Genomic DNA, 6,723 nt, shown 5'->3' with positions numbered 1-6,723 from the left:
CCTCGGGTCCAGGACAGCTTCCACATCGAACACCACTGATTCCCTTTCCATCTCTGACTCCTTCAAGTCGATGGGTGGGGAAAATTCGATTACCACAGGTGGGGATTATTGGATTACCGCTGACAGAGGGCAAGCGGTGGTGATGGCAAAGGCTGCAACCTGCTGTTCTTCGTGCACGGATTCAACAACGATGTCTCCGCTGTCCTGGACCGCGCGGAACACCTCGCTCAAACCTTTGGCGTGGAAGTGCTCCCCTTCACCTGGCCCGCCAACGGGGGCGGCGCGCGCGGCGTAGTCAGCTACAAGAGCGACAAGCGCGCTGCGCTGGCTTCGACCGGCGCACTCGACCGCGCAATCGCGCGCATGGAGGAATTGCTGCTTGGTCTGCACGAGGAGCACGTCCGTCGAGTGGAAACCGAGGCCAATCTGCGCTTTCCGGACGACGCCGAGAAATGGGATCGCTTCTTCACCAGCCAGGCCGAGAAGTGGTGCCCCTTCAGCATCAACCTGATGCTGCACAGCATGGGCAACTATGTCTTCAAACACCTGTTGAAGTCCTCGGTATATCGCGGTGATCACCTGGTGTTCGACAACGTGGTGATGGTCGCGGCCGACACCAACAACGAAGACCACGCTGAATGGGTGGATCGCGTCCAGTGCCGCGGACGCGTCTATGTCACCATCAACGAGCGTGACAGCGCCCTGGCCGCCTCCCGCATGAAGCTCGGCGAGAAGCAGAAGGCGCGGCTGGGTCACTACCCCTGGCGGCTGGACTCACGACAGGCGGTGTATATCGACTTCACCGACCAGCCGCACGTCACCAGTTCGCACGCATATTTCGAAGGTCGCCCGCTGCGCAATGCCAAAGTGCAGCGCTTCTTCAACGACGCGTTCAACGGCAAGTTCGCCGAAACCGGACTCGAGTTCGACATTGCTCGCAACATGTACCGGATACGTTGAATCCCTTGGATGTCAGATATGCACGCGCACTGCGAATCGCAGTGGGGCACAATGCCGGAACGATAACAACAAGACAGGGCGTCGGCCGGACCGTCTGAACCGTTGATCAAGACGGTCTCGCGTTTCCTGGCGCCATGCACCATGACCGACAACCGAATGCTCGTCGATGCCCGCCGCGGTGCCCTCAGAATTGCGTGGATCTACGCCCTGTTCGCAACGTTCTGGATCCTGCTCTCCGACAAGATTCTGTTGCTGTTCATAGATGACCCCACCTTGCTCGTCCGCACCAGCATGGTCAAGGGTTGGGCTTTCGTGCTTGTCACGGCGGCACTGCTCTATTTCCTCGTCTCGCGGCTGTTGAACGCGTTAACAGTCGCCCACGAACGTGAACGCGACCTCCAGGCTCAACAGATTCGAACTCTTCGGGTCTTCCAGACCATCTGGGAAGGGTCCGATGAAGCGGTCTTTGCCAAGGACCTGAAGGGCTGCTACACCCTCGTTAACAAAAAGACGGCCGAGTTTGTCGGCAAGACAAGGGACGAGCTGATCGGGCGTGACGACAGCGCCCTGTTCCCCCCGGAAGAGGCGGCCACGCTCGTCGAGATAGACCGGAAGATCAGGCTCGACAAGTCCACAATTGTCAGCGAGGAGCAGCTCAGCATGCCGAACGGCACGCGCTTCATGCTGACAACGAAGGGGCCGTTGCTCGATGAACATGGCCGAGTGACCGGTACCTTTGGTATCGCACGCGACATTACGGTGCTCAAACAGAACGAAGCGGCGCTGAAGGCGGCCTATGACGCGCTTCAGGAGCAGAAGACACAACTCAAGCTGTTCATCGAACATGCACCGGCAGCGCTGGCGATGCTGGACAGGAACCTCGACCACATGTTCGCAAGCCAGCGCTGGATGGATATCTACGGGGTCAGCCATGAAGACATGAGCGGCCCCAATCACTACGACATCTTCCCCGAACTCCCGGAGGAGTGGCGAAGGGTTCACCAGCGCGCGCTCGCCGGAGAGGTCATTCGAAGCGACGGCGACTGTTTCGAGCGTGCCGATGGACGCCGGCAATGGGTGCGCTGGGAAGTGCGCCCATGGCACGCTGTCGACGGCACCGTTGGCGGCATCGTGATCTTCTCGGAAGACATCACCGCCCAGCATCAAGCCGAAGAAGAGGTTCGCTCGCTGAACGCCCACCTCGAACAGCGGGTGCTGGAGCGCACCGCGGAACTCCACGCGGCCAACCGTGAGCTCGACGCATTCGCCTACGCGGTATCCCACGATCTGCGTGCGCCGCTGCGGGCGATGGATGGATTCGCTCACGCACTCACCGAGGATTATGGCGACCGGCTCGATGGAGAGGCTCGCGTCTTCCTCGATCAGATCTCGATCGCAAGCAAGAAGATGGGCGAGCTGATCGAGGGCATCCTGACCCTGTCACGCAGCACCCGCGGGGCGCTGCGACGCGAACCGATCGACATTTCCGGGCTCGCACTTCGTGTTCTGTCCGAAATGGCGCGTCTGCACCCAGGCAATCGGGTTAAGGTGGAGGTCGCCCCCGAGCTCACGGTCGATGGCGACGCGCGCATGGTAGAGATACTGATGACCAACCTGCTGGACAACGCCTGGAAGTACTCGAGCAAGACCGAGTCGCCCTTGATCCGGGTCGATGCGGCCGAAGTCGCAGGCCGTCCAGGCATCTGCATCGAGGACAACGGCGCCGGCTTCGACATGGCCTATGCACAGCGTTTGTTCGTCCCCTTCCAACGTCTTCATCGACAGACGGAGTTTCCCGGCACCGGCATCGGATTGGCGACGGTGCAACGCATTGTGCACCGACATGGGGGCGAGATTGTCGCAGAAGGGGTTCCCGGAAACGGCGCAAGATTCTGCTTTACCCTATCCGCCGCAGGCGATCACTATGACACCGAGAGCGAGGACTCATGACGCAAGACAAGACGATTCTTCTCGTTGAGGACAACCCACAAGATGAGATGCTCACCTTGCGCGCCCTGAAGAAAGCGAACGTCGTCAATCGGATCGATGTTGTGCGCGATGGTCAGCAGGCCCTGGATTATCTGTTTCGGCAGGGGGAGTTCGCGCAGCGCGAAGGACCGGACCTGCCCATGGTTGTCCTCCTCGACATCAGTCTGCCAAGGCTCTCCGGCCTCGAAGTCCTGGAGAGGCTGCGGGAGGATCCGCGCACAGAACTGCTGCCGATCGTCATTCTGACATCGTCCGACGAAACCCAGGACAGGCTCCGCTCCTACAAGTCCGGCGCGAACAGCTTTGTGCGCAAGCCAGTCGAGTTCGCCGAGTTCGCCGAGACCGTCGCCCGCCTCGGCGTGTACTGGGTCGCGACAAACGCCCCGAGCGTCAGTGGCTGACATGACGCACCAGGGGACTCGAACGACTGAGCGGGCGCTTGAGATCCTCGTCATCGAGGACGTACCCGCCGACTACATGCTGCTCGAGCGCGACTTGCGCAAGGCCGGTCTGCTGGCACGTTCACAGCGCATCGACACGAACCAGGCTCTCCGATGCGCACTCGAGGACAACTGGGACATCGTGCTGTCGGACTACAACGTTCCCGGCATGGATCTGAAGGAAACGCTTCGTATCATCCAGTCCGGGCGCCCCGAGCTCCCGGTCATCCTGGTCTCCGGCAGCATCGGCGAAGAGCTTGCGGTGGAGCTGCTGCATCTGGGCCTGAACGATTTCATCCTCAAGGAACGTCTCGCGCGCCTGCCCAACGCAATCCGCCGCGCAATCGGCGAAGCTGACGAGCGGCAGGCCCGCCAGGCGGCCGAAAACGAATTGCGCAAGCTGGCACTGGCCGTGGCGCAAAGCCCGGGAAGCATCGTCATCACCGACACGAAAGGCCAGATCGAATACGTGAATCAGGCTTTCGAGCAAATCACCGGCTACGCGGCGAAAGAGATCATCGGTGAGAACATACGCATCCTCAATCGCGGCGACACACCACGGGAAACCTACGATTTGCTGTGGCAAACGCTGACCCGAGGCGACATATGGAAGGGTGAGTTCCACAACACACGACGCGACGGTACGCGCTATGTGGAATTTGCAACCATCGCGCCGATGCGAAGCCCGGACGGCACCGTCACCCATTACGTGGCGGTCAATCAGGACATCACCGAGAAGCGTCAAAGCGAGGCCCTGATCCGTCGGCTCGCGTATTACGACACCCTCACAGAACTCCCGAATCGCGCTCGATTCAACGAGCAACTGAGTGCTGCATTGTCCGATAGCAGGCACCGTGGAGAGTACGGCGCACTCATGGTGCTGGACATCGAACGCTTCAAGTTCATCAACGACACGCTTGGCTACGAAGCAGGTGACCAGCTATTGCGGGAGTTCGCACGGCGGCTCCGACAATCGCTCGACGGCGAGGATGTGGTCGCGCGCATCGGTGGAGATGAGTTCGCCGCACTGTTGCGGGGTCTGGGCCGAGACGCAGACCAGGCTCAGACCAGGGCGAAGGCAGCCGCGCAGCGCTTGCATGCGCATATCGACACCCCCTACCGAGTCGGCGTCGGTGGCGGGAGCGACGTTCGGCGCGCCTTCAGAATCGGTCTCTGTCTGTTCGGCCCCGAAGACGACAGCGCAGACGTCGTGCTGAAGCGGGCAGAGGTCGCGTGGCGAACCGTCAAGGCTGAGCAGCAGGACACGATCCGAGTGTTCAACCCGGAAATGCAGGCGGTTGTCGATATACGTGCTGAGCTCGAAACCGGCTTGCGCGCCGCTCTCGAACACGCCGAGCTCGCGCTTTTTCTGCAACCGCAGTTCGATCGTGAAGGCGGCCTCATTGGAGCAGAGGCCTTGCTGCGCTGGTTTCGCTGTGGCACGGACATGGTCTCCCCCGCCGATTTCATCCCGCTGGCCGAAGACACCGGCCTCATCGTGCCGATCGGCCAGTGGGTCATCGGCGAAGCCTGCGCGCTGCTTCGCAGCTGGGGAAAACAGGCACGAACCCGGCATCTCAGGCTGGCGATAAACGTCAGCGCCCGCCAGTTTCACCAACCGGACTTCGTCTCCCGGCTTGCCGAAGAGATTGCGGCCAGCGCGATCGACCCGAGCCGGCTCAAGCTGGAGTTGACCGAGACGGTGATTCTCGCTGATCTCGACTACACCCTGCAGCGCATGAACGAAATCCGAAGTCTCGGTGTCTGCCTGGCACTGGACGATTTCGGAATTGGCTACTCGTCGCTGAGCTACCTCAAGCATCTACCATTCGACCAACTGAAGATAGACCAATCGTTCGTCCGCGACATGCTGGGCGACCGCCGCAGCGGCGCGATCGTCTCCGCGATTCTCGCCCTGGGTCGCGCCCTGGGGATGGAAGTCATCGCCGAGGGCGTCGAGACCCACGAGCACCACGCTTTCCTGCAGGACAACGATTGCGGCTTCTATCAAGGCTACTTGTTCGGTCAGCCATTGCCCATAGACGAATGGACGCAGCGGTGGACCGATCCTGTTACTACGGACGACGCATGACGCAACCCGCGAAACCACTCGCCGGCCTCAAGGTCGTCGAACTCGGCACCCTGATCGCCGGCCCCTTCGCATCGCGCATCCTCGCCGAGTTCGGCGCCGAGGTGATCAAGATCGAATCGCCGGACGGTGGCGACCCGCTGCGCAAGTGGCGAAAGCTTTATGAAGGCACCTCGCTATGGTGGTACGTACAGTCGCGCAACAAGCGCTCGGTGACAGTCAACCTGAAGCACCCGGAAGGCGTCGAGGTGGTGCGCAGACTGGTGGCCGAGGCCGACATCGTGGTCGAGAACTTCCGCCCCGGCGTGCTGGAAAAACTCGGTCTCGGCTGGGAGGCACTGTCGACAATCAACCCGGGGCTCATCATGGTGCGCCTGTCGGGTTTCGGCCAGTCCGGCCCGATGGCAGGGCAACCTGGTTTCGGCGCGATCGGCGAATCGATGGGTGGCCTGCGCTACGTGACCGGCTTCCCCGACCGCCCGCCCGTCAAGACCGGCATCTCGATCGGTGACTCCATCGCCGCACTGTGGGGCGTGATCGGCGCGCTGATGGCGCTACGCCACCGCGAAGTCGCGGGTGGCAAGGGCCAGGTGGTCGATGTCGCGCTCTACGAGGCGGTGTTTTCGATGATGGAGTCACTGGTGCCCGAATTCGACGTGTTCGGTTTCGTGCGCGAACGCACTGGCAACATCATGCCCGGCATCACGCCATCCAACACGCACACCACACGCGACGGCAAGCATGTCGCGATCGGCGCCAACGGTGACGCGATCTTCCGCCGCCTGATGCTGGCCATGGATCGCGCTGATCTCGCTGACGACCCGACCCTCACCGACAACGCCGGCCGGGACGCACGCCGCGACGAAATCTACGCGCTGATCGACGCCTGGGTCGCCGGGCGGGACGAGGCAGACGCGCTCGCCGCACTCGCTGCAGCCGAGGTGCCGGCATCACGGGTGTTTTCGGTGGCCGACATGTTCGCCGACCCGCAATTCCTCGCCCGCCAGATGCTCGAGCAGGTCACCCTGCCCGGCGGCCAGCCCTGCCGCATACCCGGCATCGTGCCCAAACTGTCAGAAACACCGGGGGGCACCGAATGGCTGGGCCCGGCACTTGGCGAGCACACCGACGAAGTGCTCTCCGCCCTGGGCTATGAACCGCACCAGATCGCTGCGCTCCGTGCCGCCGGCACTGTCTGACTGCTAACATGTCCTGACCACTCGGCGACATTAAGGCCATGTCCCC

General features: G+C 61.9%; 5 protein-coding genes. All 5 read left to right on the top strand.

Features of this window, described 5'->3' with window-relative positions; translation table 11 throughout:
- The first annotated feature begins 159 nt into the window (after positions 1-159).
- The 5 genes from GPA21_RS18390 (at position 160) to GPA21_RS18370 (ending at position 6,677) form a co-directional block, all read left to right on the top strand.
- Positions 160-960 (top strand): alpha/beta hydrolase, encoded by an 801-nt coding sequence (locus GPA21_RS18390; RefSeq protein ID WP_168989553.1) that lies wholly within the window; start codon positions 160-162, stop codon positions 958-960.
- 141 nt (positions 961-1,101) lie between these two features.
- On the top strand, positions 1,102-2,910 hold the full coding sequence (locus GPA21_RS18385; protein WP_168989552.1) for a PAS domain S-box protein: 1,809 nt from the start codon (positions 1,102-1,104) through the stop codon (positions 2,908-2,910).
- Positions 2,907-3,350: a response regulator gene (locus GPA21_RS18380; protein ID WP_168989551.1), complete on the top strand. Its 444-nt coding sequence runs from the start codon at positions 2,907-2,909 to the stop codon at positions 3,348-3,350. Before GPA21_RS18385 ends, GPA21_RS18380 begins: the two co-directional genes overlap by 4 nt.
- Before the next feature lies 1 nt (position 3,351).
- A complete protein-coding gene (locus GPA21_RS18375; protein WP_246262049.1) occupies positions 3,352-5,481 on the top strand; it encodes a putative bifunctional diguanylate cyclase/phosphodiesterase in 2,130 nt (709 codons plus the stop codon).
- On the top strand, positions 5,478-6,677 hold the full coding sequence (locus GPA21_RS18370) for a CaiB/BaiF CoA transferase family protein (protein ID WP_168989549.1): 1,200 nt from the start codon (positions 5,478-5,480) through the stop codon (positions 6,675-6,677). Before GPA21_RS18375 ends, GPA21_RS18370 begins: the two co-directional genes overlap by 4 nt.
- Positions 6,678-6,723 lie beyond the last annotated feature (46 nt).

It is taken from the genome of Azoarcus taiwanensis, from assembly GCF_012910885.1.
In the GTDB taxonomy this organism is placed as follows: Bacteria; Pseudomonadota; Gammaproteobacteria; order Burkholderiales; family Rhodocyclaceae; genus Azoarcus_F; species Azoarcus_F taiwanensis.
The sequence above is the reverse complement of the archived record's forward strand: the minus strand, read 5'-3'. Positions and strand labels throughout refer to the sequence as shown.

What these genes read in the sequence shown, in the direction of transcription:
- GPA21_RS18380 (WP_168989551.1), top strand. Translation starts at nt 2,907, where the DNA reads ATGACGCAAGACAAGACGATTCTTCTCGTTGAGGACAACCCACAAGAT.
- GPA21_RS18385 (WP_168989552.1), top strand. Translation starts at nt 1,102, where the DNA reads ATGACCGACAACCGAATGCTCGTCGATGCCCGCCGCGGTGCCCTCAGA.
- GPA21_RS18370 (WP_168989549.1), top strand. Translation starts at nt 5,478, where the DNA reads ATGACGCAACCCGCGAAACCACTCGCCGGCCTCAAGGTCGTCGAACTC.
- GPA21_RS18375 (WP_246262049.1), top strand. Translation starts at nt 3,352, where the DNA reads ATGACGCACCAGGGGACTCGAACGACTGAGCGGGCGCTTGAGATCCTC.